The organism is Rhizobium sp. SVR5-9E (assembly GCF_056755095.1).
Window position 1 is genome coordinate 85,955 of record NZ_JBNDHS010000008.1, and the last position, 22,013, is coordinate 107,967.

The window sequence follows — 22,013 nt, forward strand, 5'->3', positions numbered from 1 at the left end:
TCGTTCATCAGTGGAACCTGCAACGGCCGGGTAAGTTAGATCCGGATGAAAGGAGACTTCCTCATGGGTATGGACAAACCGAAAGACGGCGCTCCCGGCACCACCGACCAGTCGCCCCGCTGGGAAGGCCCGCAGGAAAACACTCCGCCCGGCTACCTTCCTGCGAAGGACGACCCCGATCGGGCGAAGGATGCCGACGGTGAAACCAACAGTGACCCCGAGGTCAAGAAGGTTTCGGACGGCTACAAGCAGAAGGGCGAATGAGATGTCAGACGTAGAAAAAGAGCCAAGGGGAGTTCGCCAAGTCGGTAGCTGACCGGAAGGCGTCGGGCGTCACAACGCCAAGCCGACGGTAATCACGGACTCCGAAGATGCGACCGAACCAAGACACGTCCAGGCAAGAAGGATCTCAACAATGACCCCGCCGACATGAACGAAAGCCGCCGCTAACCCAGCTCGGACACCGCCGTTCGAAACGGCGCGCGTCCTTGGACACCGGGCTATTCATCCGACTAACGCGTCGCGTAGCGCGCGAAAAGAACGAGGAAACGTGGAAGGTTTGACCCTAAAAGCCTGCCTGCTGCGGACATCTCCCGACGCTCCGCTGCAGTCGCCACTGGACCGCGCAATGGCTAAATGGCAGTTCCAGTGCCCCAGGTTCCTTTAGTCGCTTCCCGCTTATTGATAACTCCGACCCGGTGCTTTTCGTGATTGTTCGATCCCCGAGACATCTATCGTTATGTCGCCGGTAAGCTCCTTGGTGATCGCTTCGAGTGTCACGGAAAGCCCGGCCTCCACCTCGCTCGATTTGAGATCTCTCGCGGTCTCACGCGCGTAAATCACCATTCTTGCCAAGGCGACGAGTTCTGTTTCTCTATCGATATGTTGCAGTTCTGAGCATGCCATGCTTAAACCCCCAATTGATGCGGATAGCTTAGAACTGTTTTAGGGGCGGCGGCGTGACATCGGCGTGACACAACGCACGGCTGACGACGTCAGGCCATACGCCAGAGAGATGTTCGGCTGAATGCGAAGCTCGGTGGAGGGGAACATTCATCAGCCTGATGTAGGACATCGATCAGGGCTATTGCGTCCGCTCTCTTCTGATCAACGTAGTTGTCGTGAAGAATTTGGAGCAGTTCATCAGCACGCGCGGCGCTGATCCCCGGGTAGTTTGCAATGACCGATTTCCAGGTGCGAGCTTTGAAAAACAAGCAACGCGCGCTTTCCTCGAGCCACCGCGCTTCCTGGGTCGAGACAAGACCGTGGAGACGACACCATGCGACGGTTGCAGAAACGTTGACCATCGGAATAGTGATTGCAACATATCCCAGTTCCTCGGGCCCGTGCAGCAAAGCCACATCCGCATCGTCGACCAGGCTTTCGTCCGCGTAGGCCTTGTAGATCTTCCCGACACCGATCATGCCGAACGCGTGGCACTCCGCGGCCCGCAACGCGCCCATGCTCGCTGCTCCGAAGAGCGCTACGCCCTTCGTGAGTCCATAGAGAATTTCCTTGTGCCAGACGGGCGCGACATTCTCGAAGGCGCCATCAATCAATCCTATGGCGCGAGCACCGTCGTCGACCGCCTGACGCACGTCACCCTGCACCGCTGGCGGCTTTATGATGATACCTTCCGCAACGAAGCGCCTTGCATCCGGAAGGCTTGGGCCGACGAAGACCACTTTCATGACGCAAACGATGCTGCGATCGCCCTGTTGCCAAACCTTTGCCGTCGCTCCCCCTCTGGGTTTTCCAATTCAGGCACCAGTATCTTGACGACCGAGAAGGGCAATTCCCGCTGGCTCAATCGAATGGCGATTGCTTGCGTGATACCTGTCTGCTTTAGGCGCATCAAAATTCCTTCGAGATCCCGCGGGCCGGGTGCGGGCACATGGCGGGAAGGCTCGGCGTAAAACAGCCGTCGCAACCGCTCGGGCAATGGTTGCCTGTAGGTTTCATGAAACACGTCGTCCCGGGCGCCGCTGATGTAGGTAACGCGAGACTGAGCCGCCTCCGTCAGCGCTCGTATCGCAGCGCGTTCGGGAGAAGGATGGGCGCCGCAGCCAAATGTCACGTCCACATAACGGGCGGCGCTGGTTGCCAAGGCGGTTTTGGTCGCAAGAAATGCGGCGATGCATGGGATGCCGATATCGCTTGTGATGTCGAACAACCGCAGCGCGATGCCGGCATTCTCGATCCGCATGACGAGCGACTTGACGTTCTCGTCGTCAAAAGCGCTGGGATCCATGCACAGGGTGTGCTGCTTCGTTTCCGGACTTACCTGCCACAAGACGTGGGCGTCGCGTTCGATGCGCTCGAGAAGAGCGTGAGAAACTGCCTCGTCATAGGTGTTGCCCGATGCGAGGCCGTCGGAAGACTGCCAGTACCGGCAGTCCGACAGGGTTCGATCAAGCAGCACGGCCCCACTGGGAACGTGGACGCGGTCACCCGTCATTAGATCCACCCCTGCCGCAAACGCCGTGATCTCGGTATCACGCGGAAGGGGTTGGTTTCGGGCGAGGAGCGGAACGAGCAGGTCGACACGTTGTCCGGCATCACGAAGAGCTAGCGCAGACGTGTTCCTCGTAGACAGGAACGGGGCGCTCGCGACGGCTCGCTCGAGAGCCTCCATAACCGCGGATGTTCTCGCATCAGCGTCGGTCAGCCCTTTGCCTTGAGCAACGGCGATCGACCTGGCGTTGGGCATGTAGGCACACCAGACTGGTACGCCGATCTGATCAAGTCCGGTTTGGCGGCCTATACGGGTGATCCCAAACGTTTTTAGTAAGGGACGCACCCGCTCATAGGTCTCGTTTGGGGAGCATATGCGCTCCATGACGTCACGCAGTCATCAGCTTAGCCATCGAAGACGCCCGAAAAAGCCTGTTCAGAGGAGGAGACAGCGACGGCAAGATTGACGTCCTTGATAACTGTTCCGCCCGCATTTCTGAGACTGTTCGCGGCAGCGAGCGGGCCGGAAGCGGGTGACTGCATCGGCTGTACGGTTCCCGCGTCCAAGTCCGCCACATAAAGCTGATCGTCTCCGGGCAGCCCAATTACAACAACTCTTGCCATGTTCCCTCCTTAGGTTCCGGTACTTAAAAATCTAGAATCCAGCTTTGAGTAGACCCTCGCGGTAGAGGTCTTTCTGCCATTGCTCTTTTACAGGAAGCACGGACAGCCACTTGTCCAGGTCGAAATGCGGATTGAGCTCGTGGGCCTTGCGGCGATGCATGCGCGCCTTCGCAGCATCGCCGGCCATCGCATAACTTGCCGCAAGCAATCGCTGGGCTGATGAGGAATCGTCCATTTGATCGATATACCTGATCGCCTGTCGAAATTGGCCCAGGAAGTAACTGGCGCCCGCCGCTATCCAGAAGTAGTCGTCAGGGCAGATCGGATTCAACTGGATCGCCTTCTCGATTTTTGCCAGCCCGTCGGCGGGCCTAGAAGCGTGAACCAGCGCATCGGCATATCCGCAGACCGCGTCGGCAAGATGTGGGCTCAGCCCTTCCGCGCGGTCAAAGGCGTCGAGGCTTCCGTCAACATCACCGATATAGAGTCTCGACAACCCAAGCTCCCGATGCGCCGAAGCCAGCTCAGGCTCCAGCGCCACCGCTCTTCTCGCGGTCTCTTGCGCTTGGACAAGGAGTTCGGCTTCACCTCGTGCGGTCAACACCCATTCCCAGGCGTAGGTGCGGGACAGGCCGGCCAAGGCCGGTGCGAAATCGCTGCGCATCTTCAGGGTTTCTCTGAATGCGTTGCGCGCCCGACGGACATCTGGGAGCGTGAACTTGTTGAGATGCTGTATGCTTGCAAGATAGGATCGATAGACATCAGGGTAAGCGCGATAATCGGCGAGCATGATCTCCGTATGCTGAAGATGACTGCTGATCGCCGCCACGATCATTTGCGCAACTTGCTTTCGATGTGACGCAAGCGAGCTCGGCTTCAGGCGAAAGCGCTCCGCCCACAAGACACTGTCGGACGGAAGGAAGATCATCTGGATGAAGAGACCTTCGCCACTGATGTTCGTATCGATGACGTAGGAGATGGAGTGTCTCTCCAACTGGGCGATCTTATTTGCATCTTGGCGAATGCGGACGGCCGTATAGGGGGCCACGACCGCCACCGTTCTCAATGAGCACAGGCTAATCGTAATGTCTTCCAGCAAGGCGCGGGTTGGACAGGCGGAATTTTCTTCGGCCCCCTGTGGCGGAAGTAAAACCAGCCGGGGAAGTTCTGTCGGCACCGCCAGGAGCGTAGCTGCAGTCCCGGGGGGCAGGGCGAGCTCGGCGCCACCAGTGGATCGCGCAACGGCGCCGATTCGACTTGTCTGGCGATGTGCTTCAAGCAGCACCTCCCGAACAGCAACATCACCCGGATCATGCTCCAGGAGCTGTCTTGCGCTATCCTTGATGTCGACCCAATCGGACCGATTGGCGGCCAGCTCGCGCGCCTTGAAGAACATCTCCCGAAAACTCTTCCGCTGGGCCGACCTCTGCTTTTCGACCCATGATTTCAGCCCGACCGGCAAATTGGCTTCGTCCAGGAACTGCCGCGTCAGCAATTTCGACGCCGCAGCTAGTCGCGGCAGTGCTTCAAGGTCGCCGGAAAAAATGGAAAAGTCTGCTTCGATCGGTTCCGCGGATAGACGCGCCGTCGAGGCGGTGAATTCAAGTGGGACGAGCCAGCCCTCGGCGGCGCATTTGCGCACCCGCTCGATCATCTTGCGGAAGTTAGTCTTCGCGGCGTTTGGATCGGCGGTCCAAAGCAGCCTTGCGAGATAGTCGCGTGGGAGTTCGAATTCAGCGCTGGCCAACATATAAGTCAGAGCAAACACTGCCTTCTGCGGCAGTGGCACTGTTCCTCGTCCGTCCTCGGCAAGCTGGAGCCCTCCAAATGTCAAAAGCCGGAGCACAGAAACGATCCACTAACGCGCCACGCCCGAGTCGGCTTGGTGGTGTTCCGGCTCTGACGTGCGGCCTAGCGATGTGACGAGCTGAAGGATATTTTGGCGAAGCTTTGCGTCCGCCACCCTTTGAAACGCACGATTGAGCTCCAGTCCTTCACGGGTCGCCAGGAAGGCGGAAACTGCTTCTTCCTCCGGTAGAAACGGCTTGCGACCGCTCAGTGGTGAGCCGTCTGGCGCTTCGGCGAAGAAATAGCTGACAGGCACATTTAAGATAGTTGCAATCTGCTGAAGACGGCTTGCGCCGACACGATTGCTGCCTTTCTCGTATTTCTGGACCTGTTGAAAGGTAATTCCCAAACCGGCCGCAAGCTTCTCCTGAGACATCCTCAGCATCGTGCGTCTCAATCTGATCCTTGCGCCAACATGGATATCGATCGGATTCGGTTTCTTTTGGTCCATCACTTCAGCTCTCCGTCACGACTACACAGTGATATAAATCAAGGCTACATGCAACTATCGCTGGAGAATGCGCCGAATGGCAATTGCTTGAATATTTGCCGACATCCAAGCTTCCTGTTTGGTCCGCGCGCCACCCGTCCCTGGTTTGCGACAGCATGCCGAACGGGGCAGGACGATTGCCGAGCAACGGGAGCCTGAGGTTGAACTCCGGCGCTGACGGCGGGTCTTAACGTCGTCGAGGACTCTGGCCACACTGGGCTGTCGTTGCGCGAGCACCCACTCGGCTTTCTACGGCGCGATCTCACCCGTGGCGGATCGTGACCTGTTGCGAGGCAATGTCGCTCGCGATGGCCGCTGGCTCATGGCGGCGGGTTTGGCGCTTGTGCGTCGACGGCCGGCCTCGGCCAAGGGCGTCGTGTTCATAACATTGGAAGACGAGATCGGCATCGCCAATGTCGTTGTCTGGCCGAACCTCTTCGCACGGTCGAGGCGGATCGCTCGGGCATCGATGATCTCAATCAATGGTCGCATCCAGCGGGAAGGAGATGTCGTTTATCTCGTTGTCCAGCAAGTCTTCGAGCTATCCTGCTTTCGACCGACCGGGCTGACGAGATCGCCCATGGTCGCCGGGGAACCCTAGATTCACGGGAACGAACAGCGTAGGTAACGGCGAGGGATATCTACACCGCGGACTTGCACATCGACACGCTCAAGGTGAAGTCGACGAATTTTCACGAAAGAACCAACGCTGGTTTTTCCTGCGTGGCGGTAAGCTGTCACCTCCGCGATGAGGGCTACGAGCCGCATCACCCAAATAGACGCCTACCGCATGTGACGGGGCTGAGCGTGCCATCAATGAAACCCCTGGAGCGCATGTCTTAGTTTATAGACTCCTAATATAAAGAACTGTAGCCTCCCATGTTTTTGGAGGAAGTGAAAATGATCCTACGATTGGACGGCCAAGAGTCATCGCGGTACGGCATCGAAGCCGGACATTGCTCGGCAGCGACCAAGGCCGCCGTCAAATGTGCGCTAGAAGCAGCATCGGAATTAGATGCCTCGCGGATCACAGTTTCGATGCTTGGAAATTTCCTCATCCTTGAGGGATTCGTTCGATGCCATGGAGATGACGAGCTTGCGGTAAATGTGGCAGGCGCAATTGTCGGATCGACGCACGTTCATAATCGGCTGATCTGCCAAGGCTTCCCGAAGAGCTTGAGCTAGAGCCACTGGCAGCACCTTCTACAGCGTCCAGAGGTCCGCGCTTGAGGGGCTATACCATCGGCGTGACGCTGCAAGGCGGGGGCTGGTCGACTCGGCAGATTCCATCGCCAAGTTGCCGCCGAAGTCGGATACCAGTCCGAAACGGCCCTAAGCCGTGCTTTCCACCGTAGATTTGGCATCAGCCGCGTTACGCGATAATTATGAACAACGGGTTCTGTCGCAAACCGGCCGTCGATAGACTCTACCTTCGACTGTGGTTTATGTTCGGTTCGCGCAAGCGAACAGGAGTACGACGATATTCAAGCACATCCTTGTCGCAACAGACGGGTCTGATCTTGCGACGAATGCAGTGAAGCAGGCTTCCGAGCTAGCTCAAATACTCAAAGCAAAAATCACGATCGTAACCGTGAGTTCAATCCCCTCAATGTTCTTCGCACCAGACGTTTGGTCGCCCCTCATGTACGAAGACATCGCGAAGGGCAATGCGGAGCAAAGCAAGAAGACACTCCAAGCGGCTGCGAAGCTATGCACGGGTGACGTCGATACGGTCGCGGTCGAGAGCGCGAGCCCTGCCGATGGTATCGCATGGATACCGTGGGATCAATCGACTCATCCTCGGGAGCCAAGCATCAAAGGTTTTGAGCCTCGCCAAGGGGACCGTCTTAATCGTCAAAGGATGAACACCGACGCGACGCCGCCCGTTCCGAACCGCTGGACGAAGAACAGGACTGCAGGCGCGCGCGCGAGGGTCCAGGGAGAGAGTTCCTCCTTCCCCGCGATTGTCGGCCTTCAGGACGAAGCTGACGTACTTTATTGTCACGACGATCGTCAGAGCCCAGACGATGAGTGATAGGAATCCCAGCAGGTTGTCACGATGCGAACCCGAACCGGCCGTCGCATGAGCGCTTCCCTGAAGGCGTAGAGGGGACTGGTGCCGATATCGCCATAGACCACACCTAGCGGCCGCGAGCACGAGCGAAGGAAGACCGCTACGAGTTTCATGCTCGAGTTCGGGGTCTTTCGTTCGCAGCCAATCTCGGCCGAACGACCGCTGAGACTGGATGGTTCTCAGTGCGCTGGAAAAACAAACTGAATGCAAAAGTGTCTCAGGCGTCCGATGAAACCTGCAGTCTCCCTGCAATAGTGCGCCACGATTCCTGCTAATCGCTTTCTTCTGGAACATTGACCGGGGCTGAAGGTTGGGCGCTGCCGCAAACAGGAGGAGAGGGACATGCGAAGGCTGCAGAAATTCGGAGCATTCGGTGCGATTTCGATCGCGGGCGGCGCGCTGTTGAGTGCTTAGCCTTCTCGGACCCTCTATCGCCCGACGTGACATATCGGCCATCGCGCCGCCGCGAAGGCAAGGAGAAGGTCGAGTATCCGACCCCGGAACTCGAGGCAGTCCTCGGCAAAACCATGGGCGTCCCGCTGTTTCAGGAGTCCGCGATGAAGGTGGCGATGGTCTGCGCCGGATTCACCGGTGGCGAGGCCGACCAGCTCCGCAAGTCGATGGCGACGTTCAAGTTCACGGGCGGGGTCAGCCGTTTCAAGGACAAGCTGGTCTCCGGCATGATCACAAATGGATACGCCGCCGAATTTGCCGAAAAGACGTTCTCTCAGCTTGAGGGATTCGGAAGCTACGGTTTTCCGGAGTCCCATGCGGCGTCATTTGCCTTGATTGCCTACGCGAGCAACTTCATCAAGTGCCATTATCCAGATGTCTTCTGTGCAGCCTTGCTGAACTCCCAGCCGAAGGGCTTCTACGCGCCCGCCCGGATCGTCGGCGACGCGCGCAAACACGGTGTCGAGGTCCGTCCGGTTTGCGTCAACCACTCGCGATGGGATTGTACCCTCGAGCCGATCGACCGCAGCGCGCGTCATGCTGTCCGGCTGGGTATGCGCATGGTGCGGGGTCTTGCCGCGGTCGACGCGGCTCGTATGGTCGCGGCCCGCATGGACGATCCATTCGCGAGCGTCGACGACATGTGGCGACGGTCAGCGGTCCCGGCGGCCTCACTGGTCGAGCTCGCGGAAGCCGACGCCTTCCTGCCGTCGCTCAAGCTCCAACGCCGTGACGCCCTTTGGGCCATCAAGGCGCTCCGCGACGAACCCCTGCCTCTCTTCGCCGCCGCGGCCCAGCGCGAGGCGAGGGCGGTGGCCGAGCAGCGGGAGCCGACGGTGACGCTCCGCCAGATGACGGAAGGCCACAACGTCGTCGAAGTCTACGGGCACACCGGGCTGACCCTCCGCGAGCACCCAATCGCCTTTCTTCGCAAGGACCTGAGCGAACGGCGGATCGTCACCTGTTTGGAGGCCATGAGCGCGCGCGACGGACGCTGGCTGATGACGGCTGGTCTCGTCCTCGTCCGGCAGAAGCCGGGCTCGGCAAAGGGGGTCATGTTCCTGACCATCGAAGACGAGACCGGTCCGGCCAACGTGGTCGTCTGGCCCAGTCGGTTCGAACGTCGTCGTCGCATCGTCCTAGGGTCTTCCATGATGGCGATCAACGGCCGCATTCAACGTGAGGGCGACGTCGTCCATCTCGTTGCCCAGCAACTCTTCGACCTTTTCGGAGATCTTTCCGGGCTGGCGGACCGCGACGCGGCCTTCAAGCTGGCAACTGGCCGTGGAGACGAGTTCGCCCATGGCTCGCCGGGAAGTGCGGACTCGCGAGACAAGGTGGCCGCCGCAAAGCCCAGGGACATCTTCATCCCGGATCTGCACATCGACACCCTCAAGGTGAAAGCGCGCAATTTCCATTGAGGCGACAACAAAGCCCGGAGGCCGATTTCTCCCAGGTCATTCGAAGGTTTTGGATTTTCTCGAAAACGAATGGCCGCTGCGCCACGGAGAACGGCATGAGCGAGCGGTGAAGGCCTGCTGCGGCGCCCTGAACGGGCTCATACAGGCCCTGGTCGCGCGCGACGCGTTCTTGGCTGCTTGCCTCAAAGCCGGCATGCCTACCGTCATTGCTCCGTTGAAACCGAAGCTCGCTCTCCATCCGGTGCGGCCAGCACGATTAGCCGGTACCTGACGGAACACGCCGGCGTCGCATCCGATGAGGCGAGGTTGACATAAGCGCGCGTGCTCTCGGACCTGCCTTTTGGAATACCGTCATGGAACTTCCGACCATCGGACGGCATTCCGTTATCGGAGTTGCTTCGGGGAAGACCATGGCCAGTGACAAACTATCGACCTATCGGTCGAAGCGCGACTTTCAAAAGACGGCGGAACCCAGCGGCGAAACGGGGATCGCCCGCAGCAATCGCCGTCGCTTCGTAGTCCAGAAGCACGATGCGACCCGCCTCCACTACGATCTGCGCCTCGAACTCGACGGCGTCTTCAAATCCTGGGCGGTGACGAAAGGGCCATCTCTCGATCCGCATGACAAGCGGCTGGCGGTTGAGGTTGAAGACCATCCTCTCGACTACGGCGACTTCGAAGGCACCATCCCGAAAGGACAGTATGGCGGCGGCACCGTGATGCTCTGGGATCGGGGGTACTGGGAGCCGGAGGGGAAGAAGAGCCCGGAGCAGGCGCTGGCAAAAGGCGATTTCAAGTTCACGCTGGAAGGCGAGCGGCTGCACGGCAGTTTCGTCCTGGTGCGCATGCGCAACGACCGCGAACGCGGCAAGCGGACGAACTGGCTGCTGATCAAGCACCATGATGAGTTTTCCGTCGAAGAAAACGGCGCAGCGGTCTTGGAGGACAACGACACCTCGGTTGCCTCGGGCCGACCCATGGATGTGATCGCCGCCGGCAAAGGCCGCAAGCCGAAGCCGTTCATGGTGCAAGGCGGCGACGTTCAGGCCGATGCCGTCTGGGACAGCAATCATGGGCTTGCCGCCGACGAGCGCAAGGAAGGTGCAACGGACGACCAGCTTCCGAAGAGCATGACGCCAGTCGATCTTCCGGACTTCATCGAACCCCAGCTCTGCCAGACGCTCGGGCGCCCGCCGGCCGGTAGCGGCTGGATCCACGAGATCAAGTTCGACGGCTACCGGATCCAGATGCGGGTGCTCGACGGCGACGCTACCCTCAAGACCCGCAAGGGCCTTGACTGGACCGCAAAGTATCCCGAGATCGCCGAGACCGCCTCCGCGCTGCCCGATGCCATTATCGACGGCGAGATCTGTGCGCTCGACGAGAATGGTGCCCCCGATTTTGCGGCTCTGCAGGCGGCCCTGTCGGAGGGCAAGACCAAAGACCTGGTCTACTTCGCTTTCGATCTTCTCTTTGAAGGTGGTGAGGACTTGAGGTCTCTACCGCTTGTCGATCGCAAGGCGCGGCTTCAGAGCCTTTTTTCCGAGGCCGGCAACGATCCGCGCATCCGCTTCGTCGAACACTTCGAGACTGGCGGCGACGCGGTTCTTCGGTCTGCCTGTAAACTGTCCCTGGAAGGCATTGTCTCCAAGCAGGCGGATGCACCGTATCAGTCCGGCCGCACGGAAACCTGGGCCAAATCGAAATGCCGCGCTGGCCACGAGGTGGTGATCGGTGCCTACGCCAGGACCAACGGCAAGTTCCGATCCCTTCTGGTTGGCGTCTATCGCGGCGACCACTTCGTCTATGTCGGCCGCGTTGGGACTGGTTACGGCGCGCAGAAAGTGGAGACGCTGCTCCCGAAGCTCAAGACACTGGAGGCCCCGAAGTCGCCCTTCACCGGGTTAGGTGCACCGAAGAAGGCAGCGGATGTCACCTGGCTGAAGCCCGAGCTCGTGGCGGAGATCGAATTCGCGGGCTGGACGGCCGACGGTCTCGTCCGTCAAGCCGCGTTCAAGGGCCTGCGGGAAGACAAGCCGGCCAAGGAGGTCGAGATCGAGCGGCCGGCCAACCCTTCGAAAGCAGAAGTGCCCGAACCAGCGCCGGCTGCACCGATGGCGAAGCTGGCTCGGCGCAAGGGCGGGAAGGCCGAGGTTATGGGCGTGCTGATTTCCAATCCGGACAAGCCGCTCTGGCCGGGTGCCAACGATGGCGAACCCATCACCAAGGAAGAGCTCGCGCGGTATTACGAGGCCGTGGGGTCCTGGTTGATCAATCACATCAAGGGCCGCCCGTGCTCCATCATAAGGACGCCGGATGGCATCGGAGGCGAGCAATTCTTCCAGCGCCACGCCATGCCCGGCACCTCGAACCTGCTCGAACTGGTCAAGGTTTTCGGCGACAAGAAGCCGTACCTGCAGATCGATCGCATCGAGGGTCTGGCGGCCATCGCGCAGATCGGCGGCGTGGAACTACACCCGTGGAACTGCGAGCCGAACACGCCTGAGGTGCCGGGCCGGCTGGTCTTCGACCTCGACCCTGGGCCGGACGTCCCGTTCTCCACAGTTGTTGCCGCCGCACGAGAGATGCGTGATCGCCTCGAGGAACTCGGCCTGATCAGTTTCTGCAAAACCACGGGCGGCAAGGGGCTTCACGTCGTCACACCGCTTGCGATCAACAAGCGCAAGCCGCTCTCGTGGGCTGGGGCGAAGGGCTTCGCGCACGACGTCTGCCAGCAGATGGCGCGCGACAACCCCGAGCTTTACCTGATCAAGATGACGAAGAGCCTCCGGAACAGGCGCATCTTCCTCGACTACCTGCGCAACGACCGCATGGCGACGGCGGTGGCGCCTCTGTCTCCGCGTGCCCGGCCGGGTGCCACGGTCTCGATGCCTCTGACGTGGGGCCAGGTCAAATCGGACCTCGACCCCAAACGCTTCACCATTCACACTGTGCCGGCGCTTTTATCGAAATCGTCCGCATGGGAAGACTATTGTGACGGACTACGGCCTTTGGAGCAGGCCATCAAACGTCTCGGCAAAGTCGTCAAGGCTGCGTAAGGTCATCGGGCCAGGCGTTGGGGCACGGATCGGCATTGAAGGAGGCAAAGTCTTCATTCCAGCGGAGGAGCGGAATGAGCCTTGGCCGAGACGGATCCGCCAGACATGAAGATTATGCCCCGCTTAGACCTATGCGGCTTCGCGATCAGCTCCTGTAGACAGAGGATAATCCGGCCGATCTTCTTTTAGCCACCGCAGCAGGATGTCCCGCCGGCCGTTGATGTCGCTCACGGTGTAGGTGACGATCTTCAGTTGAACTCCGGCGAGGTCGCGCGGTGTTCGGACAGGTGGGGCGCTCGACTGCCATTTCGTTGGCCATGGCGGGAAACCGGAAAAACCGCCATGTTCACCGTCCCTGTCGCGTCCGGTTGACACGACCCGCGCTCGAGACAGGGAACCGCCATCCGCTTGAAAAGTTCCAGAACCTTTCCTTGAGCTAGCTCGTCAGGACGAGTAAGCGGACAAAGCGAAGAGCCGTCGGCTCCCGTTGCAATGAAAGGAGAAGTCTCCCACTGAGGAATTCAGAACAGAGAGGTCATCCATCCAGGCCGACAGCCGCATGACTTAATCAACATGGTCCACCTAAATCTCAAGTTCTTTGAAGAGTGGTTGCGGGGGTCAGGTCGCCAGTAGCGCTTGGCTGGATGCGCTGGTAGGAGAGGCAATGCGCAATCCACCGAATTAGCGAGTCGAGTGGGCGATGTTCCAGTTCTGCCAAGGCACACCAGTGGCTTATGAGGTACGACCAAGATTCGGCCGCGGGCTTCCGGTGCTCAGGATCACTCGGCGATTACTCGTTCGGCCCATTCCACATATTCTTCCAGCCGCTCCAACGCTCTGTCAGCATCTCCTCTGGTCTTGGCTCGAGACCCGTATTGAACTTCATCCTTTTGTTCCAGAAGCGATGCAAGGTTTCTCGCTTGGCCTTCGAGTAGTCGGTTTCCTAAAGCCCCCCGAAGCAACTTCAATACCGCTTGGTGATCGCCTTTGTTGGTCTCGCCGATGTACCTGGCGGTGATGACGTCGGTGAATGCAATGGCGCAATTGATGATCGTTGACATGGACGGATTGCCTATGTCGCCCGGGTCCGCCATGGCGTTGCTATTTCTCGCATCCTTCAAGAAGCCTCTGGCGAGCACGAGCCTTCCCCTGACGAACGTTTCGTCGCGCCTTTTACTCGGCCCTTTTCTGACCATCCTGGCTCCCTCTCAACAATTCTTGTGCCACGTCTTCCGGATGTTTCCCTAACAAAACAACCGCATCTGCGAGGCAACTTTTCCACCACGGATCGTCATCACGAGCCATTCTCTCTACGTCGTTGAAATCGAGTCCGACAACATTCGGCAGGAAGAAAAGACGCTCGCCTGCCTCGCGGAGATGTTCGCGAGCCGCCTCGACGATCTCTGCCAGATCGTCCGGTCTTGCGATCAGACCGACGTCAACGTCGCTGCCGGCGTGATCCTCTCGACGGGCGACGCTTCCGTAAAGCCACATGCTGGCAATACGACCGTTCAGCTTTTTGCCGCCGGCCTTTATTTCTTCGAAGATGTTATGAAGCCTTTCGCTTTCTGCCCTGAAGAGCTCGCCGATCGAATCGGCCAACGGATGCCCCCAGTTGATTCGGAAGAGGCGCGACCTGTCCGTTCCTTCCTCGATTACCAAACCATATTGCCGTAGACTATTCAGTGCATTCCAGGTGCTATTCCTGACCAGTCCGGTTCTCTCGGTAAGATGCGTGGCCGAAACATATCCTCCATGCAGGCAGAGCTCCCTCAGGAGACGTATATTCGACTCTGCCCCCAAGACGGAGTTCAGCGGGTATCGGATTGAACTATCTGGAGTCGGACGCGCCATTGGAGACACCGTGCATATATTCAGCTTGACTATCATATATCAGAACGTAAGATCAAATAAAAGGACAAAACGTCAGTTATATAAACGACCACCCGCGACTAGGTTGGAAACCGATCGGCTCCCTCAAGGTCCTCAGGTCATGCGGATACAACAATGCCGTACCATCCGCTCGCCGCCCCGGCGAGATCCCGTTGCATCGCGTAACTTCGATGCGATTTTACCCCTACGGCACCAAGGCAAGGGCGAGGCTCACGGGCATCTCGTGCCTACGGCTCTTCTCGCGTTCCGCACCCCGCGCGAAAGCCTGATGGCGCGCTGAGATGTTCCGCCCGATGCAGATCCGAACCGTCACCTGCGAACCAGGCGAGCCATGTCGAAGACAGCTGCATTGTCCTGGACCTCCCGAAGCCCCTTGTAAGACGCGTGGCGGAGATTGCCGTCGTCCGTCCAACCACGGAACTCGATCTCGGCAATCAGGGTCGGCTGGACGAAGACAAGGCGCTTGCCCTTCACGGGGACCACCGGCCGGCTCGTCTTCAACCGGTCGAGCGCGCTCTTCAGGTACTCGGCGTCCTTTGCACTGAAACCCGTCCCGACTGATCCGACGTAGATCCAGTCATAGCCTTGGCTGCCGGCGAGCAGCAGACTGCCGATGCCGCCGCGGGCAGATGCCGACTGCTCGTAGCCGACGATCATAAAGCTCTCCGACTGGACACACTTAATCTTCAGCCAATCACCGGTGCGGCCACTGCGATAAGGCCGGTCGCGATGCTTGGCGATGATGCCTTCCAGACCACGGTGGCAGGCGTGTTCGAGAAGCGTTTTTGCGTCGAACTGCAGCTCTTCGGAAAGCCGGATGGCACCGGACCCTGGCTCCGGAATCAGATCCTCAAGCAGGTGGCGCCGAACCGAAAGGTCGGTGCCGGTCAGGTCGTGCCCGTCGAGATAGAGCAGATCGAAAGCGTATAGCATGGATTCGGCCGAAACCCGCTTCCCGCCTCGACCTCCTAGCGACCGCTGCAACGCGCCGAAATCTGATCGCCCGTGCCCGTCCAGGACCACGGCTTCCCCATCCAGTATGGCGGTCGTTACGCCCAACTGAGTTGCAGCCGCGGCCACCGCGGGGAAGCGGGCAGTCCAGTCGTGACCACCGCGGGTTATGATGCGAATAGCTTTCTGCTCGACGTGGATGGCAAGGCGATATCCGTCCCACTTCACTTCGTAGAGCCAATCAGGCCCAAGAGGCACGGTGGGCTTCAGCAGCGCGAGGCAAGGCTCGACTCTCAATGGCATGGGATCGAAGGGGAGGCTTGGCTGATCAGGATCGCGCTTGCGAATCGGCCGCGACTGCAGCGTTGACCCAGATTCGTCGAGCAGGGGCAAAGAGGGGCGGCGCGGGCGCATCATGATGGATGCTAGTGCCTCCCGGATCGTTTTTCGACTTCGACCGACTTGCGCAGCGCATCCATGATATTGATGACGTTGCTTAGAGCTGGTTCCATCTTTTCCTTCCCCTTGGGCTTCGCCTTGGCCGGCTTCTTCATCTGCTTTTTCTTCGCCTCGATGATGTCGAGCAGCTTATCCTGAACCGGGTCGGAAACCATTGTCGGGTTCCAGTGCTGCGTCTGCTTCCTGATCAGCTGCTGGACCAGCGGCATCATCTCGCGGTCGGCCGGTTCGTCATCCACTTTGTCGAAATAGGCGCCCTCGTCGCGGATCTCGTCACCATAGCGCAGTGTCCAAACCACGATACCCTTGCCGCGCGGCTCCAGCATGACGGCTCGCTCGCGCCTAGAGATCACCAGCCGCGAAATGCCGACCATCTCCTCGGCGGCCATCGCGTCGCGGATCACCGAGAAGGCTTCTTGGCCGACCGGGTCGTCAGGCGACAGATAATACGGGGTGTCGAGCCAGATCCACTCGACGGTCCCGCGCGGCGCGAAGACCTCAATGTCGATCGTCTTGGTGCTGTCGAGCGCCACGTTCTCGAGTTCCTCGTCCTCGAGGAGGACGTACTCATTCTCGCCGCGCTGGTATCCTTTCACTTCGTCCTCGTTTTCGACCTCCTTGCCGGTGACTGAATCCACGTAGTGGCTGACGACGCGATTCTGGGTTTCCCGGTTCAAGGTGTGGAAGCGGACCTTCTCGTTTTCGGTGGTCGCCGGCATCATCTGCACGGGGCAGGTAACGAGTGATAGCTTGAGGTATCCTTTCCAGTACGGACGGAGCGCCATGGGGGACCTCCGCTCAGCCGGCACGGCGCCGCTTGGCGCCGCTGGAGCTGCGAGAATTCGGCCCTGCGGACGGGCTTGCTGCCTTCTGCCGGTCCGCGCCCGCATTGACGTTACCGGCCGCGCGTTTGGTCCTGGCGGGTCCCGACATGCCCGCGCTCTCCCGCAAAGCCTGTAGGAGATCGTTCGGCTTCGACGCCGACGGCGCCCTCTTCTTCGGCAGTGTCCGGCCCTCGATCTTTGCTTTCACCAGTTCGGCCACGGCCGCCTCGTAACGGTCGTCGAACGTACTGGGATCGAATCCACCCTTCTTGGTGTTGATGATGTGCTTGGCAAGTTCCAGCATCTCGCCTCCGATCTGCAGGTCCGGGATTTCATCAAACGCCTCCTCGGACGAACGGACCTCGTAGTCGTAGTTCAACGTGGAGCCGACCAGGCCCTTGCCGTGGGGACGGATGAGGACGGTGCGCAGCCGCCGGAACAGAACGGTCCGGGCAATCGCCGCCACCTTGGCTTTGTTCATGCCGTCGCGCAGCAGCTTGAAGGCGTCTCCGCCCATCTTGTCCGGCGCGATGTAGTACGGTTTGTCGAAGTAGACATCGTCGACTTCGACGCAGGGAATGAAAGCGTCGATCCTCAGCGTCTTGTCACTGTCGGGAATGGCTGCGGCGACCTCTTCGGGCTCGAGGACGACATATCGTCCATCCTCGATTTCGAACCCCTTGACCTGGCCTTCGCGGTCGACCGGATCTCCGGTCTCGCTGTCGACGAACTCGCGGCGGACCCGGTTCCCGGTCTTTCGGTTCAAGGTATTGAAGGCGATCCGTTCCGAGGATGATGCGGCCGTATAAAGTGCGATTGGAAACGCGACCTCACCAAACTTGACATAGCCTTTCCAATTCGCTCGGGGCGCAACCATCGACGCGGACTCCTGACGCAACCAACGCGAGTCAACCGAATCACTCGCCTGATTGTTCCGAGTCGAATCGGATCTGCCCGCGGGGCCAGGTGCGTAGGCCCCAAACGAAACGTGACCCGATGACTGGCGAGGGATCGCGCGTGCAGCGGACGCATGAACACGTCGGGGGATCTCTCGGCGCCACAGGTGAGCCTTCGCTATTCGATTGATCTTCAGGAGAACGAAGGTTGCGCAGAACTTCACGAAGAGCTTGCCCTTGAGGGTTTTGGAAAAACGGTGACCGCGCGGTACCAGATGTGTGCGCGTCATCGCTGGTATTGGGTTTGGAACACTGCCGCGCGGCCAAGCTTCCAACTTAGTGAGTCGACCGGTGTTCCCGTACGCCAGCGGACAGAGAGACCCGCAGGCGGGTGCGGGCCGGGTGGCCTAGCGTCGATAGCCGGACGCGCTCGCAGGGTGAGCCGAAGACATCCGCCAAATCAACGAGCCGAACGGCTGATCGTTGCGCTCCGCAACTCTTCGATAACAAAAAGAGCCCCGCAAAGGCAGGTAGGATATGGAGACCGCCCGGCTCCGGATGAGAGCCCATCATCATAGGCTGAGGTAAGGAAGTCTACCGCGTGGCCACCTTGATTAACGATCAGGATAGCGAGCGTTCCAGATCGCTAGCGTACGGTCCAAAGAATCCTGACCGAAGCACGGTAATGAGCAGCGGAACCAGCAGTCATCTCTTGCGCGCGAAATTGCCATTAGCAGCCTGGCAGACGCGCGGCGCGGCCGCGACATACATCACATACCCGTCAGCGGCATCTGCGAGCGCTATCGACGCCTCGTTTTCGCGCCAGCCCGCTTCTACCGCAGCCAGGATGATTTCTTTCGTCAACTGATCGAAGACTCGCTGACAGTCTCCGATCCGCTGAACATTGTCCACCTCATAGCTTGGCGTCTTCATTTTGGTGGCCCTTCGTCAGTGAAAGGTAACGGGTAGCGTCTGCGGAAGTCCCTGGATCGCATAGCGATCAAGGCGTAGCGCTAAGAAAGTGGCTCTTTTTTTACCAGGTGGCTTGCCGAAATGCCGTTCGAGCTGAACAGCCAGGTCGGCGGGATCGGTCATGCCCTCTTGGAACAGCCGGATAAGAAGCTTGGCGGCGACGTTGAAGGGACGGGGCTGATCAAAGAAAATATCTTCTGTGTAGCCGGCATCACTCAGCACCCGTTGCAGCAAGCTGAAGTTCTGGCTGGTCAGGTCTTTGGTGGGTATTGCGGAAGACATAAAGTCCTCTTTTCGGTCGGTGGCCCTTAAACAGCAGCGCCCGTGATGATTGCTGCTGGAGGCGGCACCATGCGCCGAATGGAAGGGCGACGCAAACTTATTATTTAGAATTAGCTAATTCGCCTTCGGAAGAGATCGTGCCCTGACAGGACCTCGCGGCAGGACGTCCGCGACAAGCGGCGTTGCATTGGCGCGAAGTCCAACCTTCTGCGATCGCGCACTTCGAGTATAATCGAGTAGGCTTCTGTGAGGCATCGAGGGCGCGGTGGCTCAGCCGTTGGCGTCAAGGCGCGGAACGGTTAAAGGGACATTTCTGAGTGTTCACCAGAGAACGTCAGTTTGAAACGTCCCGCGTATCGAGGACTGCGCAACGAACGCTTCCGGTCAACTGCGTCGTGTCGCCGGACATCGCTAGCCCAAAGACATAGATCAGTGCGGCGAGGACGACCACCAAGGCAAGCACCGATCCATTCCAGAAGATAGAAAAGGAAGATGTGTGGTTTCTCTCGGCCATGGCACAATTCCGTTATGTCTTTAGGGTCCAACGCGGTTTTCCATCAAGCGTGCGGCCACCTCATTGCCTAGAATAAGTCTGTTCTGGCCCTCTTGTAGTGGCGTCGGTATATATGATTAACGGCGCGGACCGCTTGAGAGACATCTGCTCTCGCCTATGGGAGGAGCGGAAAAATGCCCGACCCAACCGCAACACCCAGTACCTTTATCGCAGCGATGGATGGAGAAACGGCTTGGGCCTTTCTGAATGCATCCGAGTGGATCGATCAAAAGTCAACGAACAGCTACAGGTCCCAACTGCCTAATTGACTACGTCTATTTCCCGGGATTGGTCGTGTGTTCGATCGTCATGCATGCCCGGCCGGTTAGAGATTGAAACCGGTGTTGTCGGTAAGGAGGGGATGATCGGAACGAAAGCACTTGCCGGCATCAAACACTCTCCATTCGAAGTCGTTCAGATTGCCGGAGCGCTCGACGTCTGCCGTTGCGACACATGCAGTCCTTGAATGAAAAGCGGCCGGCTCTTCGCGCTCGGCGCGCAGCCGCAAGCTGTTTGCGTCGCGGAGTTCTCTTCATCTGTTATAGACTGGACCTGATCGTTGGCTGGTCCCGGCCCGCAGCCTTTGAGACGACTGTCCCTGCGGATAACGTCGCTACGTCAAATCACTTCAGTCCCTTGGCTTCGAGCGGGCCTCCGGGTCGCGCTGGTGCACCGCCTTCGTTCTCCCATGACGCCAGCGCTTCCGAGTCTGCGTTTTGCCGGCGCCAGATCGAGGGGGGATACTTCTCCGAAGAAATGGTACCCGCTTCGATGCGTCGAATAATCACGACTTCCTCCTGATAATCAGCGCCTTCGGCGGCTTGCATGTCGGACGTAGCATAGTTTGCCCGCTTGAGAACACGCTGCAGCGCCGAGCGTTGTTCCCGTGGAGCATTCGCTTCACTAGGTGAACGAAAAGTCACCATAGCCAGCCCTCCACAATCAGGAACAGGATGAAGATGACGCTGAAAACGACCAACATTCTGGCTGCCGTGTCGTGATAAAAGCGAGGATGATTGAATATGGAAGACACGACGTCCTCCTTTGCTGGGGGCGAAGGGTCTGAACCTTTTTGCGCAGCGCCCGCGTCAAATGCTGTCGACAAAAAGGGTACGCCCCGAATGGGTTTTAAAGAAGGCACCCGCCGCAATACTTTAAGCTTGTCGCCTGGAGAAAATCAGAAAACCGGCCGATGCGAAAGCTCCTGAGCCGTTACGCGCAAACGCTGTTCGTGCAAACGGCCTACACCGCCCTTGCAAACGCCACTCACCGCGTCGACGAACGGCTGGCTCGATCGCTTTTGATGGTTCACGACCGTAGCGCCGGTGATCGGCTATCCGTTACGAACGATTTCTTGGCTGGACTGCTCAATGTGAGACGTCCAAGCGTGACGACAGCCCTCCATATTCTTGAGGGCCATCGCTTTATTGTAGCCGAGAGGGGTCAGGTGACCATACGCAACCGTCAGGCTTTGGAGGCATTCGCCGGCGATGCCTATGGTGTTCCCGAACGCGAGTTCACCCGGCTCATTGGGACCATGCGCTAGAAACCTGCAGATATTGAACGGCTCGCAAAATGAATGGTGATATCTTGGCTATCGAATGTCATATTCAGTTCACAACTGGCCTTGGGAACGATCTTCTCGGATAACAGTTCTCAGGGGCAGAGGAGAACAATTATGGCCAAAAACAAAATCCGGCGGCTACAAAATTCCGAGATCTGTTCGTAAGTCGCCGATGATCAAGGCTTTGCTTGCGAGCGACATTGGTCGCAACGTTCTTGCGAACGCCGTTACTGCTGGGGCCGCCGCTGCGGCCGCGGTGCTCATTGGCGACCGCGACGAAATCGCAGATGCGGCGACGACGGGAACCCGCAAAGGCGCACGCGCGATTGGGATCGCCGGCGAGGCCATTTCTCGTGCGACTGAGGCGGCGGTGTCAGCTGTCAAAGACAGCGCGCGTGATGCTTTGCCAAAGAAGATGCGGGCCAAAACAGAACAAGCGCAAGGACGCGAAGGACCGCCCTCTCCAAGCCGGCGTGGTTCACTAGTACCTTCGATAGCCGCAGCGCCGGCCGAACGACTCCAGCCATTACTGGTCCATAAAGAAGGCCCTTGGTACGAGAGCATCGTTAGCCGTTATGGCCAGACACCTATCGAGCGTATCATGATCGCTGCCTGTCTCAAGGCAGCCGGCAGATTGGTCCGCAGGCACCCGTTTATTGCCGCCGAGGTTTTGGTCTCAGGGGCAAGTGAAGGTGGAAAGGTTACGATCAGGGAGTTGCGAAATCTTCTGCAACGAAAGCGTGAGCGGTGGAGCTATGTATTCGGGCCGCCTTCAACGGATGCCCATGGCAAGGATAACGGATAGCATTTCGTTTCCACACCGCAACCCCTTCGCGGTACGATATCCCAGACGTCAATGTGGCCTCCTCAAGCAATCTCTGTGGATTGGAGTACGGCGAAACGCCGAAATCCAAGCCTATCTCAGCTATGCCGACGCCCCGGTTCAATCCCGTCTCGCAAGCGTCCCGATCCTTCAACAACCCAACCATTCGATCCAATGCCGGAGCGCGCCGAGCCATGCCTTGCGCTTCTCAAGCGGAGGATGCCCAAAGGCCCCCGATCGGATCTACGAGATCAAGCTCGACGGTTAGCGCTTGGCGTTGCATCGAATCGCAGGGCGTGCGCATTCTTACTTGCGGCGGCCATAATGACAGGACTCGGCCAACGAAGCCCCACAGCCATTGGACCCAACAAGT

General features: G+C 59.0%; 18 protein-coding genes and 5 pseudogenes. 8 read left to right on the top strand and 15 right to left on the bottom strand.

Going from position 1 to position 22,013, the window contains the following annotated elements:
* Window positions 1-63: 63 nt before the first annotated feature.
* The gene (locus tag ACPYOJ_RS06900) at window positions 64-264 is read left to right on the top strand and encodes a hypothetical protein (RefSeq protein ID WP_481415582.1); all 201 of its coding nucleotides are present in this window, start codon (window positions 64-66) and stop codon (window positions 262-264) included.
* Window positions 265-995: 731 nt separating this feature from the next.
* Here the strand turns inward: ACPYOJ_RS06900 and ACPYOJ_RS06905 are convergent.
* The 5 genes from ACPYOJ_RS06905 to ACPYOJ_RS06925 all read right to left on the bottom strand — a co-directional run bounded on the left by ACPYOJ_RS06905 (window position 996) and on the right by ACPYOJ_RS06925 (window position 5,377).
* Entirely contained in the window at window positions 996-1,691 is a 696-nt protein-coding gene (locus ACPYOJ_RS06905) for a TfuA-like protein (protein WP_481415583.1), read from the bottom strand.
* Window positions 1,688-2,839, bottom strand: a complete 1,152-nt coding sequence (locus ACPYOJ_RS06910) for a YcaO-like family protein (RefSeq protein WP_481415584.1) — start codon at window positions 2,837-2,839, stop codon at window positions 1,688-1,690. Before ACPYOJ_RS06910 ends, ACPYOJ_RS06905 begins: the two co-directional genes overlap by 4 nt.
* Window positions 2,840-2,859: 20 nt before the next feature.
* Window positions 2,860-3,078: a hypothetical protein gene (locus ACPYOJ_RS06915; protein WP_481415585.1), complete on the bottom strand. Its 219-nt coding sequence runs from the start codon at window positions 3,076-3,078 to the stop codon at window positions 2,860-2,862.
* 31 nt (window positions 3,079-3,109) lie between these two features.
* Window positions 3,110-4,867: a hypothetical protein gene (locus tag ACPYOJ_RS06920; protein WP_481415586.1), complete on the bottom strand. Its 1,758-nt coding sequence runs from the start codon at window positions 4,865-4,867 to the stop codon at window positions 3,110-3,112.
* 69 nt (window positions 4,868-4,936) lie between these two features.
* Entirely contained in the window at window positions 4,937-5,377 is a 441-nt protein-coding gene (locus ACPYOJ_RS06925; protein WP_481415609.1) for a helix-turn-helix domain-containing protein, read from the bottom strand.
* Between the two features lie 121 nt (window positions 5,378-5,498).
* Here ACPYOJ_RS06925 and ACPYOJ_RS06930 point away from each other — a divergent pair.
* Both ACPYOJ_RS06930 and ACPYOJ_RS06935 read left to right on the top strand, forming a co-directional pair.
* Window positions 5,499-6,112, top strand: a pseudogene (locus tag ACPYOJ_RS06930) (OB-fold nucleic acid binding domain-containing protein); the annotation flags it as partial.
* A gap of 742 nt (window positions 6,113-6,854) precedes the next feature.
* Window positions 6,855-7,281: pseudogene (locus tag ACPYOJ_RS06935) on the top strand (universal stress protein).
* A 125-nt stretch (window positions 7,282-7,406) separates the two neighbouring features.
* On the opposite strand, the pseudogene ACPYOJ_RS06940 reads toward ACPYOJ_RS06935, so the two are convergent.
* A pseudogene (locus tag ACPYOJ_RS06940) lies at window positions 7,407-7,603 on the bottom strand (KUP/HAK/KT family potassium transporter); the annotation flags it as partial.
* A gap of 342 nt (window positions 7,604-7,945) precedes the next feature.
* Between ACPYOJ_RS06940 and ACPYOJ_RS06945 the strand changes: the two are divergent.
* The 3 genes and pseudogenes from ACPYOJ_RS06945 to ligD (ACPYOJ_RS06955) all read left to right on the top strand — a co-directional run.
* Window positions 7,946-9,364: pseudogene (locus ACPYOJ_RS06945) on the top strand (helix-hairpin-helix domain-containing protein); the annotation flags it as partial.
* A 22-nt stretch (window positions 9,365-9,386) separates the two neighbouring features.
* Window positions 9,387-9,635, top strand: a pseudogene (locus ACPYOJ_RS06950) (DUF982 domain-containing protein); the annotation flags it as partial.
* A gap of 139 nt (window positions 9,636-9,774) precedes the next feature.
* Complete coding sequence (gene ligD, locus ACPYOJ_RS06955; RefSeq protein ID WP_481415587.1) at window positions 9,775-12,423, top strand: DNA ligase D; 2,649 nt, start codon at window positions 9,775-9,777, stop codon at window positions 12,421-12,423.
* A gap of 779 nt (window positions 12,424-13,202) precedes the next feature.
* On the opposite strand, the gene ACPYOJ_RS06960 is transcribed toward ligD (ACPYOJ_RS06955), so the two are convergent.
* The 9 genes from ACPYOJ_RS06960 to ACPYOJ_RS07000 form a co-directional block, all read right to left on the bottom strand.
* Window positions 13,203-13,562 carry a hypothetical protein gene (locus ACPYOJ_RS06960; RefSeq protein ID WP_481415588.1) on the bottom strand — a complete coding sequence of 120 codons (360 nt, stop codon included), beginning with the start codon at window positions 13,560-13,562 and terminating at the stop codon, window positions 13,203-13,205.
* Between the two features lie 34 nt (window positions 13,563-13,596).
* Window positions 13,597-14,025: a nucleotidyltransferase domain-containing protein gene (locus ACPYOJ_RS06965; protein WP_481415589.1), complete on the bottom strand. Its 429-nt coding sequence runs from the start codon at window positions 14,023-14,025 to the stop codon at window positions 13,597-13,599.
* A gap of 600 nt (window positions 14,026-14,625) precedes the next feature.
* Window positions 14,626-15,684 carry a non-homologous end-joining DNA ligase gene (ligD, locus tag ACPYOJ_RS06970; RefSeq protein WP_481415590.1) on the bottom strand — a complete coding sequence of 353 codons (1,059 nt, stop codon included), beginning with the start codon at window positions 15,682-15,684 and terminating at the stop codon, window positions 14,626-14,628.
* 8 nt (window positions 15,685-15,692) lie between these two features.
* On the bottom strand, window positions 15,693-16,511 hold the full coding sequence (gene ku / locus ACPYOJ_RS06975; protein ID WP_481415591.1) for a non-homologous end joining protein Ku: 819 nt from the start codon (window positions 16,509-16,511) through the stop codon (window positions 15,693-15,695).
* A 13-nt stretch (window positions 16,512-16,524) separates the two neighbouring features.
* Window positions 16,525-17,427, bottom strand: a complete 903-nt coding sequence (ku, locus tag ACPYOJ_RS06980; protein ID WP_481415592.1) for a non-homologous end joining protein Ku — start codon at window positions 17,425-17,427, stop codon at window positions 16,525-16,527.
* Between the two features lie 724 nt (window positions 17,428-18,151).
* Window positions 18,152-18,379: a hypothetical protein gene (locus ACPYOJ_RS06985; protein WP_481415593.1), complete on the bottom strand. Its 228-nt coding sequence runs from the start codon at window positions 18,377-18,379 to the stop codon at window positions 18,152-18,154.
* A gap of 15 nt (window positions 18,380-18,394) precedes the next feature.
* Entirely contained in the window at window positions 18,395-18,700 is a 306-nt protein-coding gene (locus tag ACPYOJ_RS06990) for a hypothetical protein (RefSeq protein WP_481415594.1), read from the bottom strand.
* Window positions 18,701-19,034: 334 nt separating this feature from the next.
* Window positions 19,035-19,214 (bottom strand): hypothetical protein, encoded by a 180-nt coding sequence (locus ACPYOJ_RS06995; protein WP_481415595.1) that lies wholly within the window; start codon window positions 19,212-19,214, stop codon window positions 19,035-19,037.
* A gap of 662 nt (window positions 19,215-19,876) precedes the next feature.
* Window positions 19,877-20,179: a hypothetical protein gene (locus ACPYOJ_RS07000; RefSeq protein ID WP_481415596.1), complete on the bottom strand. Its 303-nt coding sequence runs from the start codon at window positions 20,177-20,179 to the stop codon at window positions 19,877-19,879.
* Window positions 20,180-20,445: 266 nt separating this feature from the next.
* Here ACPYOJ_RS07000 and ACPYOJ_RS07005 point away from each other — a divergent pair, with 266 nt between their 5' ends.
* Window positions 20,446-20,799, top strand: coding sequence for a Crp/Fnr family transcriptional regulator (locus tag ACPYOJ_RS07005; protein ID WP_481415597.1), 354 nt, complete (start codon window positions 20,446-20,448; stop codon window positions 20,797-20,799).
* A 190-nt stretch (window positions 20,800-20,989) separates the two neighbouring features.
* Window positions 20,990-21,622 carry a hypothetical protein gene (locus tag ACPYOJ_RS07010; RefSeq protein ID WP_481415598.1) on the top strand — a complete coding sequence of 211 codons (633 nt, stop codon included), beginning with the start codon at window positions 20,990-20,992 and terminating at the stop codon, window positions 21,620-21,622.
* The last annotated feature ends 391 nt before the right edge of the window (window positions 21,623-22,013 follow it).

What these genes read in the sequence shown, in the direction of transcription:
- ACPYOJ_RS07005 (WP_481415597.1), top strand. Translation starts at nt 20,446, where the DNA reads ATGCGAAAGCTCCTGAGCCGTTACGCGCAAACGCTGTTCGTGCAAACG.
- ACPYOJ_RS06910 (WP_481415584.1), bottom strand. Translation starts at nt 2,839, where the DNA reads ATGGAGCGCATATGCTCCCCAAACGAGACCTATGAGCGGGTGCGTCCC.
- ACPYOJ_RS06925 (WP_481415609.1), bottom strand. Translation starts at nt 5,377, where the DNA reads ATGGACCAAAAGAAACCGAATCCGATCGATATCCATGTTGGCGCAAGG.
- ACPYOJ_RS06995 (WP_481415595.1), bottom strand. Translation starts at nt 19,214, where the DNA reads ATGGCCGAGAGAAACCACACATCTTCCTTTTCTATCTTCTGGAATGGA.
- ACPYOJ_RS07000 (WP_481415596.1), bottom strand. Translation starts at nt 20,179, where the DNA reads ATGGTGACTTTTCGTTCACCTAGTGAAGCGAATGCTCCACGGGAACAA.
- ACPYOJ_RS06990 (WP_481415594.1), bottom strand. Translation starts at nt 18,700, where the DNA reads ATGTCTTCCGCAATACCCACCAAAGACCTGACCAGCCAGAACTTCAGC.
- ku (WP_481415591.1), bottom strand. Translation starts at nt 16,511, where the DNA reads ATGGCGCTCCGTCCGTACTGGAAAGGATACCTCAAGCTATCACTCGTT.
- ACPYOJ_RS06985 (WP_481415593.1), bottom strand. Translation starts at nt 18,379, where the DNA reads ATGAAGACGCCAAGCTATGAGGTGGACAATGTTCAGCGGATCGGAGAC.
- ku (WP_481415592.1), bottom strand. Translation starts at nt 17,427, where the DNA reads ATGGTTGCGCCCCGAGCGAATTGGAAAGGCTATGTCAAGTTTGGTGAG.
- ligD (WP_481415587.1), top strand. Translation starts at nt 9,775, where the DNA reads ATGGCCAGTGACAAACTATCGACCTATCGGTCGAAGCGCGACTTTCAA.
- ACPYOJ_RS06905 (WP_481415583.1), bottom strand. Translation starts at nt 1,691, where the DNA reads ATGAAAGTGGTCTTCGTCGGCCCAAGCCTTCCGGATGCAAGGCGCTTC.
- ligD (WP_481415590.1), bottom strand. Translation starts at nt 15,684, where the DNA reads ATGATGCGCCCGCGCCGCCCCTCTTTGCCCCTGCTCGACGAATCTGGG.
- ACPYOJ_RS06915 (WP_481415585.1), bottom strand. Translation starts at nt 3,078, where the DNA reads ATGGCAAGAGTTGTTGTAATTGGGCTGCCCGGAGACGATCAGCTTTAT.
- ACPYOJ_RS07010 (WP_481415598.1), top strand. Translation starts at nt 20,990, where the DNA reads ATGATCAAGGCTTTGCTTGCGAGCGACATTGGTCGCAACGTTCTTGCG.
- ACPYOJ_RS06900 (WP_481415582.1), top strand. Translation starts at nt 64, where the DNA reads ATGGGTATGGACAAACCGAAAGACGGCGCTCCCGGCACCACCGACCAG.